Source organism: Pseudoalteromonas sp. QJM3NY_22, from assembly GCF_056173065.1.
Map to the genome: position 1 here is coordinate 2,916,878 of NZ_CM149655.1, position 15,637 is coordinate 2,932,514.

The 15,637-nt window shown below is 39.1% G+C and carries 9 protein-coding genes, 10 tRNA genes and 4 pseudogenes; 4 read left to right on the plus strand and 19 right to left on the minus strand.

Annotated elements, in window-relative coordinates; translation table 11 throughout:
* Positions 1-50: 50 nt before the first annotated feature.
* The 8 genes and pseudogenes from AC0VZ4_RS13180 to AC0VZ4_RS13215 all read right to left on the minus strand — a co-directional run bounded on the left by AC0VZ4_RS13180 (position 51) and on the right by AC0VZ4_RS13215 (position 9,516).
* Positions 51-1,344, minus strand: a pseudogene (locus tag AC0VZ4_RS13180) (MFS transporter).
* Positions 1,345-1,346: 2 nt separating this feature from the next.
* Positions 1,347-1,691: a cupin domain-containing protein gene (locus tag AC0VZ4_RS13185; RefSeq protein WP_002962963.1), complete on the minus strand. Its 345-nt coding sequence runs from the start codon at positions 1,689-1,691 to the stop codon at positions 1,347-1,349.
* Positions 1,692-1,696: 5 nt separating this feature from the next.
* Positions 1,697-3,202, minus strand: a pseudogene (locus tag AC0VZ4_RS13190) (heparinase II/III domain-containing protein); the annotation flags it as partial.
* 10 nt (positions 3,203-3,212) lie between these two features.
* Entirely contained in the window at positions 3,213-4,538 is a 1,326-nt protein-coding gene (locus tag AC0VZ4_RS13195) for an IS4 family transposase (RefSeq protein ID WP_475439885.1), read from the minus strand.
* A 94-nt stretch (positions 4,539-4,632) separates the two neighbouring features.
* Positions 4,633-5,346: pseudogene (locus AC0VZ4_RS13200) on the minus strand (alginate lyase family protein); the annotation flags it as partial.
* A gap of 5 nt (positions 5,347-5,351) precedes the next feature.
* Positions 5,352-7,607: a chondroitinase-B domain-containing protein gene (locus tag AC0VZ4_RS13205; protein WP_475441659.1), complete on the minus strand. Its 2,256-nt coding sequence runs from the start codon at positions 7,605-7,607 to the stop codon at positions 5,352-5,354.
* A 5-nt stretch (positions 7,608-7,612) separates the two neighbouring features.
* Positions 7,613-8,374 carry an IS5 family transposase gene (locus tag AC0VZ4_RS13210; protein WP_475439746.1) on the minus strand — a complete coding sequence of 254 codons (762 nt, stop codon included), beginning with the start codon at positions 8,372-8,374 and terminating at the stop codon, positions 7,613-7,615.
* Positions 8,375-8,637: 263 nt separating this feature from the next.
* Positions 8,638-9,516, minus strand: coding sequence for an NAD(P)-dependent oxidoreductase (locus AC0VZ4_RS13215; RefSeq protein WP_002962960.1), 879 nt, complete (start codon positions 9,514-9,516; stop codon positions 8,638-8,640).
* A 670-nt stretch (positions 9,517-10,186) separates the two neighbouring features.
* Here AC0VZ4_RS13215 and AC0VZ4_RS13220 point away from each other — a divergent pair.
* Positions 10,187-10,285 (plus strand): annotated as a pseudogene (locus AC0VZ4_RS13220) (VOC family protein); the annotation flags it as partial.
* 17 nt (positions 10,286-10,302) lie between these two features.
* Here the strand turns inward: AC0VZ4_RS13220 and AC0VZ4_RS13225 are convergent.
* Positions 10,303-11,562 (minus strand): IS256 family transposase, encoded by a 1,260-nt coding sequence (locus AC0VZ4_RS13225; RefSeq protein ID WP_475439694.1) that lies wholly within the window; start codon positions 11,560-11,562, stop codon positions 10,303-10,305.
* A gap of 60 nt (positions 11,563-11,622) precedes the next feature.
* On the opposite strand from AC0VZ4_RS13225, the gene AC0VZ4_RS13230 reads away from it, so the two are divergent.
* On the plus strand, positions 11,623-11,952 hold the full coding sequence (locus AC0VZ4_RS13230) for a VOC family protein (protein ID WP_475439886.1): 330 nt from the start codon (positions 11,623-11,625) through the stop codon (positions 11,950-11,952).
* A 289-nt stretch (positions 11,953-12,241) separates the two neighbouring features.
* On the opposite strand, the gene AC0VZ4_RS13235 is transcribed toward AC0VZ4_RS13230, so the two are convergent.
* The 10 genes from AC0VZ4_RS13235 to AC0VZ4_RS13280 all read right to left on the minus strand — a co-directional run bounded on the left by AC0VZ4_RS13235 (position 12,242) and on the right by AC0VZ4_RS13280 (position 14,163).
* Positions 12,242-12,508 (minus strand): DksA/TraR family C4-type zinc finger protein, encoded by a 267-nt coding sequence (locus AC0VZ4_RS13235; protein ID WP_475439887.1) that lies wholly within the window; start codon positions 12,506-12,508, stop codon positions 12,242-12,244.
* Positions 12,509-12,587: 79 nt separating this feature from the next.
* On the minus strand, positions 12,588-12,884 hold the full coding sequence (locus AC0VZ4_RS13240; RefSeq protein ID WP_475439888.1) for a hypothetical protein: 297 nt from the start codon (positions 12,882-12,884) through the stop codon (positions 12,588-12,590).
* 25 nt (positions 12,885-12,909) lie between these two features.
* Positions 12,910-12,985: transfer RNA gene (locus AC0VZ4_RS13245), tRNA-Glu, on the minus strand.
* Positions 12,986-13,078: 93 nt separating this feature from the next.
* Positions 13,079-13,154, minus strand: a tRNA-Glu gene (locus AC0VZ4_RS13250).
* Between the two features lie 93 nt (positions 13,155-13,247).
* A tRNA-Glu gene (locus AC0VZ4_RS13255) sits at positions 13,248-13,323 on the minus strand.
* Between the two features lie 93 nt (positions 13,324-13,416).
* Positions 13,417-13,492, minus strand: a tRNA-Glu gene (locus AC0VZ4_RS13260).
* Positions 13,493-13,585: 93 nt separating this feature from the next.
* Positions 13,586-13,661 (minus strand) — tRNA-Glu (locus AC0VZ4_RS13265).
* Between the two features lie 93 nt (positions 13,662-13,754).
* Positions 13,755-13,830, minus strand: a tRNA-Glu gene (locus tag AC0VZ4_RS13270).
* Positions 13,831-13,974: 144 nt separating this feature from the next.
* A tRNA-Glu gene (locus AC0VZ4_RS13275) sits at positions 13,975-14,050 on the minus strand.
* 37 nt (positions 14,051-14,087) lie between these two features.
* Positions 14,088-14,163 (minus strand) — tRNA-Ala (locus tag AC0VZ4_RS13280).
* Positions 14,164-15,328: 1,165 nt separating this feature from the next.
* On the opposite strand from AC0VZ4_RS13280, the gene AC0VZ4_RS13285 reads away from it, so the two are divergent.
* Together AC0VZ4_RS13285 and AC0VZ4_RS13290 are read left to right on the plus strand one after the other, a co-directional pair.
* A tRNA-Val gene (locus AC0VZ4_RS13285) sits at positions 15,329-15,404 on the plus strand.
* Between the two features lie 150 nt (positions 15,405-15,554).
* Positions 15,555-15,630: transfer RNA gene (locus tag AC0VZ4_RS13290), tRNA-Val, on the plus strand.
* Positions 15,631-15,637 lie beyond the last annotated feature (7 nt).

Genomic DNA, 15,637 nt, shown 5'->3' on the forward strand with positions numbered 1-15,637 from the left:
ACTGCTATGCGCTTATACAAAATATGTTGGCATAGCAGCTATTATCTAGATTATTGAGGCTTTTTAAGAGGTTCTATTTTTGGAATTAAAATCCAAACAGCTGCCATTGCTATAATAGCTAAAGAAGCACCAATAACAAATGCTGGCGTATAGTTACCATCAGCAGTAAGAATAGGCACAAGCGATGTAAGGCCTACAGCACCAAGTTTTGCCGCCATACCAGAGAAACCTGATAATGTACCTACCGCTTTTTTGCCTAACAAATCACTTGGTAGTGTTTGCACGTTACCAATTGCAGTTTGAAAACCAAATAATATAACAGCCATAATTAGTACCGCTGTCGTTGGTCCGCCTGGATTTGCCATTGCAAGTAATGCAGGTAACATAATTAAACAGCCCAGCGTTATAGTTAGCTTACGTGTTTTATCTGTATTCCAACCGGCTTTGAGTCGGTTTTGAGCTAATAAGCCACCAAACATAGCGCCAACATAAGGTACCCAACCATATATACCAATAGACTTAACATCCATGCCGTATACTTCGTTTAGGTAAATAGGTATCCAAAAAACAAATAACCACCAAATAGGGTCAATCGCAGCAGAGGCAATAATTACACCCCAGCTTTGCTTACGAGAAAGTAACTCAGCAGTTGAAGGGTTATATTCTTCTTCGTCTTCGCCTGTTACATCGCCATTATCATCAACACGTCTTTGACCTGTTAAGATATATTCACGCTCTTCGGCAGTAAGCCAAGGATGAGAGCTAGGCGGCGCTTTAACTAAAATTAACCAAGGCACTAACCAAAGAAAACCTAATACGCCCACAAAAACAAACACCATTTGCCAGCTAAAGTAGATAGTTAAATAAGCAATTAAAGGAATAGCAATAATACCGCCAATTGCGGCGCCAGAGTTGAAGATACCCTGTGCTAAAGCACGTTCTTTAGTAGGGAACCATTCTGCGTTACCTTTAGCTGCACCTGGCCAATTACCGGCTTCTGCTACACCTAAGATTGCGCGAAAAATACTAAGACTAAGTACACCTTGTGCAAATGCATGCGCAACGGTTGCAATAGACCAAACACCTATTGACAGTACAAAACCGAAGCGTGTGCCTACCCAGTCAAATATTTTACCAAATATGGCTTGACCAAATGCATAAGCAAATACAAACACAATTGAAATATTAGCGTATATTTGTTTGCGTTCTAGCGCTGATTCATCAGGAAATAAATCTTCAACAATGTCCGGCCAAAGCACACTAAGTGCTTGGCGGTCTATAGTTAATAATGGTAGCTAGCGCAATTAGCGCTATAACCCACCAACGTAAGCCTTTAAGTTGCATAATTAATCCTCAAGAAAGTCTTCACGCGCTGGGCTAAAAGTATCAATCAGGATTCCGCCTGTTGGACAGGTAGCTCCATGATCAGCAAATGGTGGGATTAAGCAGCTATCACCCGGTTTTAAGATTTTAGTTACGCCATCAATGTTAAAGTGAAACTCACCTTCAACAACATACGTTACTTGAGAATGTCTGTGAGCATGGTTATAACCAATAGCCCCTTTCTCAAACCAAATTTTAACAGCCATTAGCTCTTCGTTATAACCTAGCATTTGACGTTTTAGACCATTTCCTAAGTCTTCTATTTCGGTCTCGTTACCAAATGAAAAGTTTGCGCTTTGCTTTTGCATCCTATTTACTCCTGATTATTGTTCATCATATAAACGCCTAATCGGCCATTTAAAGTGAACTCTTTATTTTGATAATTGAATGTGTTTTTAGCTGATGTTGGTGCTTTATTAATTGCCACTAAATATGAGTTGCCTTTAATATCAAGTTCAACAAGTGTTAAATCGCCCTGCTGACTATATTCAAGCTTTGTAACTCGACTAACAGCTTCTAGGGTATATTCTTTACTTGGGTTGTACTCACCATGTGGCTCTAATACAGATATAAACTTATGTTGCTTTTGACCCTCAATACGACGAATAAAACCGTTTTCGTTGCGTAAGTTAAAATAAGGGTCGTTTACGCCTATTTGAGTAAACAAGAAAGACTCATCACCTTTAACCAAACTCGTTTGCGTATAAAAGCGAGCATTTTCGTTTAGCCACGTTACTTTAGCTAAACCACTTTGAGGTTGCGCTTGAGCTTTAAGCCATAAATGTTGGTAGCCATTTTTAGTACCTAGCGCAGACAGCTGTGTTGCATTTGCTTTTAACTCAAAGCTGGTATCTATAAGCTGACCTTTATAATGCAAAGGCAGGTCAAGTTGATGCGCTTTATTTGCAGCAACATCAAATATATCAAGTGCAACCGTGCTTTGTAGTTCAGGTAAGTTAATAAGTGCAAGCGTACGCTCAAGATCAACGCCGTTATAAGCTGTGCTTATTTCGCCGCTTGAAATCGTGCCGTATTCATTTGTTTCGAAAAAGTTAAGTGTAGGGTAATTACTATTTCCTACTTCAACATTTGCATTAAAATGCGTTGTTTCGTCAACCACTACCGTATTGTGCGCAACAGTGTGTTTAGCGTAAGTTTCGTTTTCAGGTAAATAACGACCGCCGTATTTAGCTTCTACATTTAAAAAACGTGCTGCGCCATAATCAGATACAATTTCATTACCGTGGTCGTAAAATTGCCATGTTAGTTTATCAAAATGACCGTGACCTAAGCCTTGTGCAGCAGGTTTAAACAGCAGTGCTTGATCGCCACCTACCTGCGTTCTCATTACAACTAGAGCACCTTGTTTACCGTCATTACCATCGCCGAAGGCAACAGATTTAAACGAATAAGGTTTTGCCATGTTGTTATCAAGTGCTTGAGCTACTTTTAGTCCATCACCAGAGAGAATTATTTGGTCTTGTTGTTTAGCAATATCTAAATAACCCGCATCGTTGGTTAAGCCATATGCTGCCGTTACACCATTAACTAACTCAATGGTATCGATGCCTTTACTTTTTATTGCATCGTTAATTGGGAAAAACAAACCGTTGTAGCTAAGTTGAATCGTCGTATCAATCGCTTTTAATAATATGCCATCGCGATATTCAAATATTTTTCGTTGTGGTTCGTTGTTTTCAATCGCTTTAGCAAACGTTACAAAGGGTAATAGTGCAAAGCGTTGATAGTAAGGACCTTCGTTATAGTAACCTTGTGGTGAAAACAGCATCTCTAGCTGCTTAATAAAGCCACCTTTACCCTAATGCCAGTCAGTTAACAGCTGACTGGCGTTTTTTATTGGGGTATTTACTGGGTTTTGGTTTCACACATCTCGGATACGCCCGCTCCTGTTTTATCGGTAATATGTGATGTTCAACTTGAGCTTGTAATTGCTCTATTGATTTAGGTATCCGTCCTGCATTTTCTATAAACATTGTATGAATAAGGTTAATAATACTAATAGCGCACGTCGTAAAACTCAGGTGTTTTGCATATATTCCAGACTTTTTCTGCGCCATTTTCACCATCTGATATCGGAGCAAGTTATAGCTCAACATTACGCCCCATAATTCTTGCGCTATCATCTCAGGTTTCTTGCTGCGTAGCGTGAAGTGACTATTCAGTAACGTTTGTTTCATTTCTCGATAACCAAGTTCAATTTCCCACCGTTCACTATAGAGGTCAACAATGTCAGCCTTAGGGAAACGCATTGGATCAGTCAGTGAAGTGAGTATATTCACCTCTTTCCCCTTAACCGTTTTTGTGACTAGCCTGACTTCAATGCTCTGTGGTAAATCGTCGAACTTTTTTCTCGCTTGTGCTGTTGCTTTTAGCTTGATAAGTTTGTCTTGACGACCTAAAGAGCGAACAATTTCATATTGCGTGCCTTTTCTCATCGGTTGAAGCCAATGCCTATTTTCCCCAGCATGATGCCAACGATTGAGTAAGCCTAGAGAATAGAAGCCTCTATCAAATAACGTCAGTGAGTTATCGGGTGTTGCCTCGATTAAGTCTTCAGCCAACACCATTTCACTAGTACGACAACTATCAAAGGCGCTCCCCATTAATAAATGGCTAGTTAACTCCATCAAACACACCATGCGAACCTGAGGGAAAGCCGTGTCACCATGCTGATTTTTCCACACGGAGAATGCATGTTGATTTTCAGCAGTATCCGGTGTGCGCCAAATAACACCATCAACACCCAGTAGTGATAGCCCGCACCATGTGGGATGGTTCGCATCAGCATTCCACATTTGCTGACTTTTCTCAAAAACCTGTTTAACGGCATCAGCCCCAAGCCGCTGCCTAGCCTGTACAACCGCACTGGGTGCAACGAGTTCTTTTTTACCTGGTAAAGCGAGCCCTAATTTACTGACAATACTCCACAGTGGGTCTTCACGATAAAACGACATACAAATGACTGTCCAAACGGCCATCTCAACAGGAAGCCTTCTTTTCCTTATCGTCGCGACACCAGCGGTTTCAGCGCATTGTTTGATAAAGTCAGGACATAAAAAATCACTCAGTTGACCTAAGCCTTCTGAATTGGGTGCGTAGCTATTGGCAAGAGAAAGTGCGGTAGTGAGTTGCAAAATAAAAGGCTCCTGAATAAATTCAGAAGCCTTTATAAACTAACCAGAAGATCGGTCAATGGATCGTCAAATATTTCTTAACTGATCGGCATTAACCTTTACCCGACTTTTCTAAATCGTATAATGATTTTTCTACCCACTCAGGTTCGCCTAATACATACCCTGCCATGCCAACACCCGCTGTTGCCCATGTTCCATGGTTATGTACTTTATTAAATGTAGAGGGTTGGCCTACAGATGTGAACAACGAAACAGGACGGAGTAAGTCATTCTCGATTGTTTTAATGTTATCGGCATTTAACGAGTCATGAATTAGATCATAAGCTTGTATTGTGTACACAAGCCACATTGCTTCATTTAGGCTTTGCCAAAAAAACTTACCTGGATTTTGCGAGTCCATTTTACGTTTTGGATGCAGACCAAGCGTTGGGTATAATTTTGCATACTCAAGCAACATATCACGTACATAGTTTGCGTATTTATCATCTTGGCTTAATTGATAAATAATGCCCGCGTTATACATAAGCTGATAATTTTTTTTGTGGCGTTCATGTGTATAACCACCACCACCATCTTTTGGTACAGGTACCGCAATTGGTTGAGCTATTTGTTCGTCTACTTGCGCTTTTAATAGCTCAAACGCAGTAGAAAATTTACCTTCGCTGCCTATTGCTTGGCGCATATGACTTACGTCATCAGTAGTAATTACTAAGTTTGGGTGCGCTGCATGCGCACCCAATGATGTAAGTAATGTAAGTGCTGCTACAGCCGCTATTTTAAAACCTGTTTGGCATTTTAATAAGTACATAGTATTTACCCTGTCTTATTTAAAATGTTGTTATTTTTTAATACTGCTGTATGTGGGCCTTTAACTCTTAACTCTTTAACACTTGGTGCTTTAGTTGCATCAAATGTATTGTCTAAGATTTCAGTTTTAGGCTCGCCTACTGTGTGCTCTACAACAATAGGAGCAGATTTAACAAATTTATTATCTTTGATATTAGTAACCTGAACACCGTGAACATAAATGCTCGCTTGCTCTTTGTTACGCTTACCAAGGCCGACGTTATTAAGCGTGTTATTTGTCATTTCAAAATGGGGGCCAAATGTACTTTCATCAGAACCACCACGGTAAAGCTTAACTATGCCGCCTTTTACATCATTAAATGTATTATTATTGACAATAACGTATTCCGCGTTATAAACACCTAAGTCTTCAATTTCAGTATTTAAACGTAAAATATCGCCAGTTACTGCATTAAAGGTATTACCTGTAACAATAATTTCGTCAGCCATTGCACCTTTACCAGTGATAAAGAAATGGAATGAATGATTAATATCTAAAGCATTTAACTGTGAGTTGGTCATTACAAAGCGGTAATTATCAACCATACCCCATTTTTGCGTACGAACAATGCTGTTACCTATTGCATCTGGCGCGTTTTCACCTGAAATTGATAAACCATCTAGTTTTAAGCTGCCGCCATCATGTATTTCAAACAAGGTAGAGCGTTGAAAAGTAAGTTTAGACTTTGCGTTCTGCTTCGCTTTAATTGTTAACGTTTTATCAATTTTAACCAGTTTAGAAACATCATACTGGCCAGGCGCTAGTTCTAAAACATCGCCCGATTCTGCATTATCAATAGCGTCTAGTAATGCACTTACATCAGCTTTAACAAAATGTGTCTTACCAGAATCAAAATCAACTAAAGCAGGTACTTTTGCATACCAGCTAACACCTGTATCTTCTTTTTTAAGTACTTTTAAATCGCGCTTTGCACCTACATTTAAACTTTTAGATGTTGGGTAAAGTAGACCATTACTTGCTTTTTCAAGCGTGATTTTTTCTTTTTTCACGCCGTACGTTAGCTCAGAAAGCACTTTTGTATCTGCAATGTTGTTACCTAGTACCAGCCCGCTTACATCGTCGAATGTTGTAAATGGCTGTTCACCATCTTGATTTATGATTAAGTTGTTTTTCATTACGCTATTTTTAGGGGTTGCGCTACGCTCAGCATCGCTACCTGCAGCAAGTTGAATATGACGCACATTTATAAATGTGTTGTTTTCAATCGTCGCATTTTCTACTTGGTGATAACGATTAATAGATGAATTTGGTACGCCGTTCATCACAGTAAAACCACTGCCAAAACGATAGCCTGTTAGGCCTTGTAGGTAGTTATTTCTTACAATTTGATCTTTATTGATAACGCGGATACCACCTGTATGATCAACACCATTACCAATAAAAATATTTTCTTCTATAAGATTACCATTACCATGGCGCAGCGTTAACGTACCGCGCGCTTCATAAAATACGTTATTACGAAGGATGTTTTTGCCTGATTTAACCGAAACAATTTCCACTTCACCATTGGTACGTTCAAAGTAATTATTTTCAACCAATGTATGCGAATCAGTTAGTGAGTAGTGGCTGGTGCCAATACGCAGGGTTTCACCACCGTTCGAACCAAAAGTAGGACGGTAGCCAAAATAGTTGTTGTCTATGCGGTGATAGTTTTCCTGGCTTGCTTTAGTGTTTAAACGAACAGCAACTGTCACACCTTTATTTCGTTTACCAACTAAATGACTATGATCAAAGCGGTTATGCTGTCCATATAAGGCAACCCAATAATCAGACTCTCGTTTGTCTGGATTACTGTAATTATCGATTACTGTTTGAGTAACTCGTGAATTGTAGGCTAATTCATTTTTATTTTTACGAAATTCTATTACAGCTGAGCTCGGTGTGTAGCCGTCTTTAAATACTAAACCTGAGGCTTCAAGGTATTTACCTGCAAGTCTTAGGTTAGATTGACCTGATAGAATTACTTTTCCGTTAGTTTCAGCGGTTAATATAATAGGAGAGTTTTTTGTACCTTGGCCTTCAAGTAGGATTTCGAAGTCAGACCAAGTACCATTTTTAAGTACTACTTTGTCGCCAGCAACTAGATTGGCTGCGATATCATTAAAAGCTTGTTTACTTTCTATAAAATAATCTTTGGCCGCTATTTGTGTGGATATGCAACCGATGAGAACTAGACTAGGGGCTGTTGATCTTTGTAGTATATATATTAATCAGCCCATATTGGTAGCCACATCATAGTGAATGCTAAAGCGAGCATGGAATGATAATTCCGCTCAAGCTTTTCATACCGTGTGGCTATCCCTCTATATTGTTTGATCCGACCAAAGGCATTCTCAACTAAGTGCCTATATTTGTACATGCACCAGTCAATATCTTCATTACCCACTAAACTGTTATCCTTGCGTGGAATAACGGGTGTAGCGCTATTGTCACGAATAAACTCTCTTAGTTTTTCACTATCGTAGCCTTTATCTGCGACAACAACATTACTCGTTGGGCAATTGGCTACAAATGACTCTGCATGGACGATATCATGCGTATTTCCACAGGATAATTCATAATAAACAGGCAATCCTCCGCTATCTACTGCAAGATGAATTTTAGTCGAATTACCACCTCGACTCTTACCGATTGATTCATTGTCAGCGGTTCTTGCACCGCAACTATGCTGGTGAGCCCTGACAATACTGCCATCAATAAAGATCCAATCCATATCAGCATAGTGGGATAACACTCGAAATAATTCATTCAAAATATCTTTTTTGGACCATAAATTAAATCGTCTATAAATAGCACTCCACGAGCCGAAATAAGACGGTAAATCTCGCCAAGGAATACCGGTACGCATCCTATAGAGTATGCCTTCGAGCGTTTTTCTATGCTCAGGCTTATTATAAATTCGACCACTTAAGTGCATTACTTTTGATAAGACATTCCATGTCGCGTCTGTTAACATTAATCTTGGCATGAGGGTTCGTGTAATGTTTTTTAGCGAATTCAATTATACCTTATCCTTATGCTGTTTGTTTTTTATACCGAAAAGATCAACACGCCCTAAGCTTTATTGTATTAATCAAACGCATAGTTAACTCTTTTTCGTTGTGACTGAAAGTAATGCTTCATCAGAATTTAAAAAAGCTGACATTGCACAAAGACTTTAGTCAATTGGTGTCATGTGTGTTAAAGCGCCTTAAGTTAAAAACTTAAAGCGCTCAATAAGGTCGAGAAGTATTACTTTTCTAACTTTTTGAAGTAATCAAAAATTTCAGGAACGTTACCTTGACCCATACCAGCGTCAAACGCTGCTTGTAGGTTAGCTGATGAACCTTCAGCGATTTTTGATTCAGTACCTAGGTCTTCTACCATTTGTAGGAAGTAGCCTAAATCTTTGTTTGCATTAGCAATCGAGAAACCAAGGTCGCTAACATTATCAACTGCATAGTTTTTACAAAATTGCATAAACGGTGAGTTAGATGGACCAGTTGACATGATGTCGAAAAGTTGTTGACGGTCAACACCAGCAAGCTCTGCCACTGCAAATGCTTGTGACATAGCACAAACTGTCGTCATGCCCATAAAGTTGTTGATTAGCTTAGTTGTATGACCTGCACCTAGCTCGCCAAGATGGAAAACGTTTTCACCTTGATCTTCCAGTACTGGTTTAACTTTATTGAATGTATCAATATCACCTGCAGCCATAATGTTTAAAAGACCGTCTTTAGCATGTGCTGGTGTACGACCTAGTGGCGCGTCGATCATGCCTGCGCCTTTAGCTGCTAAATCAGCACCAATTTTTTTCGTAGATGATGGGATAGAAGTACCAAAATCAACTAATACTGCACCTTCTTTAATGCCCGCTAGGATACCGTCTTCTGCGTAAACAATTTTTTCTACAACGGCAGACGTTGTAAGACAAAACATAACAATATCAGAACCTTCAGCTAGCTCTTTTGCAGTGCTTGCTGTTTTTGCACCTCGAGCAACACATGCTGCAACCGCATCTTTACTAAGGTCCATAACAATTAGCTCATAGCCTTTGTTTTGTAAATTTTCGGCCATATTGCCGCCCATAAGGCCTAGACCAATGAAACCAATAACAGGTTTTGACATGAATAACTCCTAGATATGATGGCGCAAACTTTTATGAGTATGAGTAATGATTTACCCCATAAAATAGGTACGCTCTGTCTTTATTTTAATTCAGTAGAGTAACCCTTAGTAAGCTAATGAAATAAACCATCTATGTTCTGCAATTTTGCTATATAAAATAACTCTACCTATAAATAAGTTGTCTTATTTGGCTGAAACATTACTGGTTATATATTAACTACGCCTAAGTATTACTCTGATAATTTACCAACATATTTAACCCCCTCAAAACAGAGGTTACCAATTGGTATGCAAAAACTTTATTACCATACAGTAATTTTGTCAACCAATAAGTTAACTTTGTAAAACATGTCAATTTACAATGCATTAAACCAAAAACAACTAAGTTACTTAATAACAACAACTTGGTTAATAAAAACCATATTTCAAGCAATAATTTCCAATGAATATTTAAATGTTTTCATAACCATTCACAGGTTGACCAATAATCAAACTTTCACTGTTAAACTTGTTATATTAGACAAAAATAAAGTAAATCAATAAATGTTGTAACAGGATTAGCTCAACCGATTTTATTTGTCTAGCTTGCCTTCATCTATTGCAAAAGCGCATAAAGCTCATACACTGTGCAGTAAATAACAGCTTAATAAATGAAACTAAGGTAGTAAAAATGCGCTTATTACATACTATGCTGCGTGTAGCCGATTTGAATAAATCAATTGCTTTTTATACTGAAATACTAGGTATGAAGGAATTACGCAGAGCCGATAAACAGTGGAGTTATTGTCAAATCTGGTGTATGAGCTCATCTTGATGCTCTGTTTGATCTTGAGTTATTCTTTCGCCGTCTTTAAATTTTACCCCTGTAATTACTTCAGCCAGTAGCTTAAATCCTCGCAAGCGGTACCATTTTTTCTCTGCCGACTGCGCGAGTTTAAAAACCATCATTAAGGTGGTTGTCCGGCTGCCACAACTCTTCACTTTATGCGTTCTCAGCCTTACCGTCGCAAACGTTGACTCTATCGGATTACTCGTTCTTATGTGCATCCAATGCTCAGCAGGATAATCATAAAATGCCAGCATTTCATCTTTATCCTTCATCAAGCAATCCGTCGCTTTTGGGTATTTGACTGAGTAATTTTTAACAAATAAATCATACGCTTTATAAGCAGAAGCTCGACTCTCTGCCATCCAGATATCTTGTAAATTCGCTTTGATTTTAGGTTGCATTGATTTCGGCACTTTGTTTAGCACATTCGCGATTTTATGCACCCAGCAACGTTGATGTTGGGTTGTTGGCCATACTTTGGTGAGGGCATTCCAAAACCCCAGCGCACCATCCCCTATGGCCAATTTTGGTGGTATTGTTAGACCCTGTGAGCGCAGTTGATTTAACACTTCAGTCCAGCTCTGCTCAGACTCACGAACCCCGTCAACCACCGCCAATAGCTCCTTTCTGCCCGTTTCATCTACCCCCATAATTACCAGTAAGCACAGCTTATCATCCATTCGAATTTTACTGTAAATCCCATCGGCCCAGATATACACATATCGACGTTTAGCCAAGGAACGTTTAGACCACTGCTGATACTCCGTTTCCCAGGTGGATTTCAACCGAGAGACACTATTGGCCGACAAACCTTTGGCTTGCTCGCCTAAAAGAGACACTAAAGCGGGCTGCATATCACCCGTCGAAATTCCTCGTAAATAGAGCCATGGGATCAGCTCTTCGATATTTTTTGTCCGTTTCAGATAAGGCGGGATCAAGGCACTATTGAATTTAATGCCTTCCTTTTTTCGATCCCTGACTTTAGGTATTTTGACCTCAATATCACCAAGGCCTGTTTGGATCGTACGCTCAGGCTGGTGACCATTTTTGACGATCCGCTGAAGTCCCTCGACGGTCTCATGCTGGTATTGAGCCAATAAAACAGCCAACTCAGCCTCAATCGCTTGAGCTAACAACTGCTGCGCCCCGCTTTTAAGCAACTGCTCTAACGGATTGTCTGGTTTTTCAATGGAAATAACATTATCATTTTCAGTCATTGCGATGTCTCTCTGGTTAATTGTTGATCCGGTCAAGATCAATTAACAGATTACATCGCAATGACTTTTTCTCATACACCAGAAACGACTATAGCTCATAACAGTGAATACAGATACACGCTTGCTTTTGTTGGATATGGCGATGAAGTAGATAACACAGTGTTAGAACTAACTTATAACTGGGACGAAGATAGCTACGACCTTGGTAATGGATATGGCCATATTGCTATTGAGTTTGATGATATTTACAAAGCATGTACTGATATTAAAGCTGCCGGTGGCAATGTAAGCCGTGAACCTGGGCCTGTAAAAGGTGGTACTACTGAAATTGCTTTTGTAAAAGACCCTGATGGCTATGCAATTGAGTTAATTCAGAAAAAATATGAGTGAATCTTAAATTACCTACCAGCTAATTCAAGTTATAACAATTTGCTTAATGCCAATCTGCTTATATATGGGGTCTATTTAACGTTAAGAAAATTACGCTAGAACTAGGCAAAAATTTTTGTATCTAGTTGTTCTAAATAAAAAATTTTTAACGACGTTATAGTGCAATTTAATTCGTTAAATTGATCAAAGATTTATGCTGGTTGGTATAACTATGGAGGGATTTAATTTTATAAATTTTCAAATACTTATTTAGATTGGTATTAAATAAAAGGTGCTTTTCAGCACCTTTTTAGCTCAGCTGACTATCTTTACTGCCACGTCTATTAAACGATTTAGCGCTAGTATCATTACCTTCTATTGCAGCTTGGCATGCAACACAATAACGCACTCCAGGCAACGCGAGCCTTCGCGCTTGTGGGATTTTCTCATCACACTCATCACATAGCTCTGCACTTGCGCCAGATATTAAATTGCTTCTTGCAAACTGCACGGCGTCGTTAACACTTGCATCAATTTGATCTTGAATTGCACCGTCTCGTGCCCATCCACTTGCCATAAATCCTCCTAATAAAGTTGGATGTTTAAATTTATGCTACCAAATTGAATCTTTATAAGTACTGAATATTTTTGGATTTTTAGATTTTTGGATTTTTGGATTTTTGGATTTTTGGATTTTTGGATTTTTGGATTTTTGGATTTTTGGATTTTTGGATTTTTGGATTTTTGGATTTTTGGATTTTTGGATTTTTGGATTTTTGGATTTTTGGATTTTTGGATTTTTGGATTTTTGGATTTTTGGATTTTTGGATTTTTGGATTTTTGGATTTTTGGATTTTTGGATTTTTGGATTTTTGGATTTTTGGATTTTTGGATTTTTGGATTTTTGGATTTTTGGATTTTTGGATTTTTGGATTTCTCAATACTAATAACACTTCACTTCCCTATTAAATAAGTAAGTGGCGTCCCCAAGGGGATTCGAACCCCTGTTACCGCCGTGAAAGGGCGGTGTCCTAGGCCTCTAGACGATGGGGACACATAAATGTGTCACTAGGACAACTGAATTTTTAAACTCGTTTCAGGCGAGCTTTCTTAATAACACTACACTTTCCTATTAAAAATAAGTAAGTGGCGTCCCCAAGGGGATTCGAACCCCTGTTACCGCCGTGAAAGGGCGGTGTCCTAGGCCTCTAGACGATGGGGACACATAAATGAGTCACTAGGACAACTGAATTTTTAAACTCGTTTCAGGCGAGCTTTCTTAATAACACTACACTTTCCTATTAAAAATAAGTAAGTGGCGTCCCCAAGGGGATTCGAACCCCTGTTACCGCCGTGAAAGGGCGGTGTCCTAGGCCTCTAGACGATGGGGACACATAAATGTGTCACTAGGACAACTGAATAGTTTAACTCGTTTCAGGCGAGTTTTCTTAATAACACTACACTTCCCTATTAAAAATAAGTAAGTGGCGTCCCCAAGGGGATTCGAACCCCTGTTACCGCCGTGAAAGGGCGGTGTCCTAGGCCTCTAGACGATGGGGACACATAAATGTGTCACTAGGACAACTGAATTTTTAAACTCGTTTCAGGCGAGCTTTCTTAATAACACTACACTTTCCTATTAAAAATAAGTAAGTGGCGTCCCCAAGGGGATTCGAACCCCTGTTACCGCCGTGAAAGGGCGGTGTCCTAGGCCTCTAGACGATGGGGACACATAAATGTGTCACTAGGACAACTGAATTTTTAAACTCGTTTCAGGCGAGCTTTCTTAATAACACTACACTTTCCTATTAAAAATAAGTAAGTGGCGTCCCCAAGGGGATTCGAACCCCTGTTACCGCCGTGAAAGGGCGGTGTCCTAGGCCTCTAGACGATGGGGACACATAAATGTGTCACTAGGACATTTGATAAGTTTAACTCACATCATGAGCTTTAAGGTAATTGCGTTTAATACAAGTAAAGACTCGAGCTTTAATTGTGACGCTATTTTCTCGGTAAAACCGCCTTTAACTAACAAAAGTTAAGTGGCGTCCCCAAGGGGATTCGAACCCCTGTTACCGCCGTGAAAGGGCGGTGTCCTAGGCCTCTAGACGATGGGGACACAGAAAACTGCTACCCTAGGACAAAACACTAATTTTTGGTGGAGCCATGCGGGATCGAACCGCAGACCTCTTCACTGCCAGCGAAGCGCTCTCCCAGCTGAGCTATGGCCCCAACTTAATCAATACCCGTCGTGATGAACACATCGTGTATTGCTTAGTGCGGGGCGCATTCTATGCACCACCCAAAATAAAGTCAACAGTTTTTTACCTAGCTTTATTTAAATGGTTTAATTTTCAACAAACTGGCTATCAAGCGTGCTAAAAAATACGATCTGAATAAAATTATCGCTCTACTGCTTATAATAACATCACTATATTGCAGCTAATACTCAATAACACCCTACTCTTCCTAATTAATGCAACAAAGCTGCATCTAAGTAAAGGTATACATTTATATGCAAATTGAACTTATCTAAAAACTACCCATTAAGGCCTGACTAATCGCATTAATCTTTTAAAAGTTACAATTGCTTATAATTACCAAAGCTTAAATGTGGATTTGAGAGTACAGCAGCTTTCACTCGCTTAATAGCCAGTGTAGCTCGTACTGGAAAAACTTGATTATTGTTTGAAGAACATTTTTTAAAGAGCATTGCAGTTTCGTAATTCTATGTACAAAACTTCAGGGCGTGTTGATCTTTGATGGGTGAATTTGCAGCAGTATGTTAGGTTTTTAGGCAAGGCAGAGCCTATGTAGTTTGGTTATTACCCATGAATAGGCGATAACGCCGCATAAAGTCCAAACATGCGCTGCCCTTTGGGTTCAATCCACAAAGGTCAACACGCACTAGTTATATGTGATCTATTTAGTTTTAACCCGAAGAGCTAGTAGTGAAGAATGGATATTTACGAATTGGCTAGGTTGGCTTATAAAAATAAAGCAAGTACAAAAATAAAAATAGATTTTAGGATGCTGTAAATATCATTTGTTTTGGGAAGTTTAAATTAAATTCATTTTTAAAAGCTAGCTCTACTCCCTAAATAACTTGCCCTAATGCTAATTCATCTTGTTCATAGTCATAAAAACGACTCAAATAAAAAACAATGAGTATCGTAAAACTAAATTTAAGATTAATAGAACTACAATTCCCTGCTCACTTTTAGGTGTTTAATTGAACTGCAACCTTAAATTTGATGATAAAATAGACTTCAATCGTATCCTGTTGTTTATAAAACCTTCGTTCAGTACATTTTTATCATTCAAGTGTTGACACATTTTCAACTCTATCTATAATAGCGCCCCACAACAACGCAGCAATGCAATGTTGTTTAGATGTGGGTGATTAGCTCAGTTGGGAGAGCATCGCCCTTACAAGGCGAGGGTCACTGGTTCAAGTCCAGTATCACCCACCACTTTTTAATTAAAGTGTTCACATCTAAATTCTATATGAGTCGTTAGCTCAGTTAGAAAAAGAGCATCACCGTTACCTACAAGCCACGGCGAAGTTCACTGGTTAAAGTCCAGTGCTATTTATTTTAATAGTAGCGTTTTAATTTACATGTGGGTGATTAGCTCAGTTGGGAGAGCATCGCCCTTACAAGGCGAGGGTCACTGGTTCAAGTCCAGTATCACCCACCACATATAA

Excerpts from the sequence above, each read along its gene's own strand:
- AC0VZ4_RS13185 (WP_002962963.1), bottom strand. The coding sequence starts at position 1,691 with ATGCAAAAGCAAAGCGCAAACTTTTCATTTGGTAACGAGACCGAAATA.
- AC0VZ4_RS13210 (WP_475439746.1), bottom strand. The coding sequence starts at position 8,374 with ATGCCAAGATTAATGTTAACAGACGCGACATGGAATGTCTTATCAAAA.
- AC0VZ4_RS13215 (WP_002962960.1), bottom strand. The coding sequence starts at position 9,516 with ATGTCAAAACCTGTTATTGGTTTCATTGGTCTAGGCCTTATGGGCGGC.
- AC0VZ4_RS13225 (WP_475439694.1), bottom strand. The coding sequence starts at position 11,562 with ATGACTGAAAATGATAATGTTATTTCCATTGAAAAACCAGACAATCCG.
- AC0VZ4_RS13230 (WP_475439886.1), top strand. The coding sequence starts at position 11,623 with ATGACTTTTTCTCATACACCAGAAACGACTATAGCTCATAACAGTGAA.
- AC0VZ4_RS13235 (WP_475439887.1), bottom strand. The coding sequence starts at position 12,508 with ATGGCAAGTGGATGGGCACGAGACGGTGCAATTCAAGATCAAATTGAT.